The sequence below is a fragment of the Methylobacterium sp. J-059 genome (assembly GCF_022829485.1).
Lineage (GTDB): Bacteria > Pseudomonadota > Alphaproteobacteria > Rhizobiales > Beijerinckiaceae > Methylobacterium.
In genome coordinates this window covers 1-1,849 of sequence record NZ_JAKSYA010000021.1, presented here as the reverse complement: position 1 = coordinate 1,849, position 1,849 = coordinate 1, and the positions used below count along the sequence as shown (strand labels likewise).

Genomic DNA, 1,849 nt, shown 5'->3' with positions numbered 1-1,849 from the left:
CTCGATCCCGCGCACCGCACTCGCGCTGCGCTGGCGGGCGCCGAACATCCGGGGCACCGGCGCTTCGCGCTACTCCAGCGCCCAGGCCCAGCAGGACGTTGCCGACAGCCGCGCCGGGCGGCACGGGGCGCTCGGCGGCCGGGTGCGCCCGGCGGAAGCGTTCGCTCGGCGGCACGGCTCGGTCGGCGGAAAGTCTTGCTCGGCGGAAGGTCTCGCTCGGCGGCAGGGTTCGCTCAGCGGAAGGTCTCGCTCAGCGGAAGGTCTTGCGCGGATCGAACGCGTCGCGCACCGCCTCGCCGGCGAAGACCAGCAGGCTCAGCATCGCGGCGATCACCAGGAAGCCGGACAGGCCGAGCCAGGGTGCGGTGAGGTTGTCCTTGCCCTGCGCCAGCAGCTCGCCGAGCGAGGGCGAGCCGGGCGGCAGGCCGAAGCCGAGGAAGTCGAGCGAGGTCAGGGTGGTGATCGAGCCGTTGAGGATGAACGGCAGGAAGGTCAGCGTCGCCACCATGGCGTTGGGCAGCAGGTGCACCGTCATGATGCGGACGTTCGACAGGCCGAGCGCGCGGGCCGCCCGCACGTACTCGAAGTTGCGGGCGCGCAGGAACTCGGCGCGCACCACGCTGACCAGCGCCACCCACGAGAACAGCAGCATGATCCCGAGCAGCACGAAGAAGCCCGGCGCGATGAAGGCCGAGATGATGATGATCAGGTAGAGGGTCGGGATGCCGCCCCAGACCTCGATGAAGCGCTGGAACGACAGGTCGACCCAGCCGCCGAAATAGCCCTGCACCGCGCCGGCGACCACGCCGATCAGCGAGGAGACGGCGGCCAGGATCAGCCCGAACAGCACCGAGATGCGGAAGCCGTAGATCACGCGGGCGAGCACGTCGCGCGTGGTGTTGTCGGTGCCGAGCCAGTGCCAGGGAATGCTGGCGCAGCCCTTCCCCGGCACCGTCTCGGCGGCGTGGCACTGCGCGTCGGTGAGCATCCAGGTCGGCGGCGAGGGCGAGGGCGTCGGCAGCCCGTCGTTGATGGTATCGTAGGAGAACGGGATCGGCGGCCAGATCGCCCAGCCGTTCTCGGCGATCTCCCTGGCGATCTCGGGGGTGCGGTAGTCGGTCCGCGCCAGGAAGCCGCCGAACTTCTCCTCCGGGTAGTCGATCAGCACCGGGAACAGCCACTCGCCCTTGTAGGAGGCGACGATCGGCCGGTCGTTGGCCAGGATCTCGGCGAACAGGCTGACGACGAACAGCGCCAGGAAGATCAGGAACGAGACGTAGCCGAGCCGGTTGCGGCGGAAGTTCTCGAGCCGGCGCCGGTTGAGCGGCGACAGGCCGCCGCGGCGGGGCGCGAGCGGCCGCGCCTCGGGCAGGCCCTCGCTCGGCCGCAGCACGATCGGCTGCGCCCCGGGCATCGGCGCGGGCACGGCGTCGCCCTCGGGGGGCCGGGCGATCTCGTTCATCGCGGGCTGCTCCGCAAGTGGGGCACGAAGTGGGTCGTAGGGTGCGCGCGATTTCCCTCCCCCCGACGGATCTCGGGCTTGCCCGAGATCCGCATCCCGTGTGCCCCAGTCGGGCAGGCCCGACTGGGGTGCGGGGCAGGGGACCCTGCGGTGCAGGGGGGGCGAGGGGAGCGCCGCATCCGGCGAGGTCGCTCCCCTCTCCCGACCCGCGCTGACGCGAGGCCCGCCCTCCCCCGCCGCGGGGGGCGGGGACGGGAACCGCGTGCCCTGGGACCCCTCCGCCGTCGATCCGCACGGCGGTGCCGTCGTTCCCGTTGGGCCGCCTCCCGCCCCTCCTGTCCATCCGGCGGCGCAGCAGGCGGACGTTGCGGCGGTTGCCCCTGGACC

Annotated in this window: 1 protein-coding gene; it reads right to left on the bottom strand. The window is 72.4% G+C overall.

The features are described 5' to 3' along the window. Nucleotides 1-250 precede the first annotated feature (250 nt). Nucleotides 251-1,462: an ABC transporter permease gene (locus MKK55_RS01575; RefSeq protein WP_147729747.1), complete on the bottom strand. Its 1,212-nt coding sequence runs from the start codon at nt 1,460-1,462 to the stop codon at nt 251-253. Nucleotides 1,463-1,849: the final 387 nt, after the last annotated feature.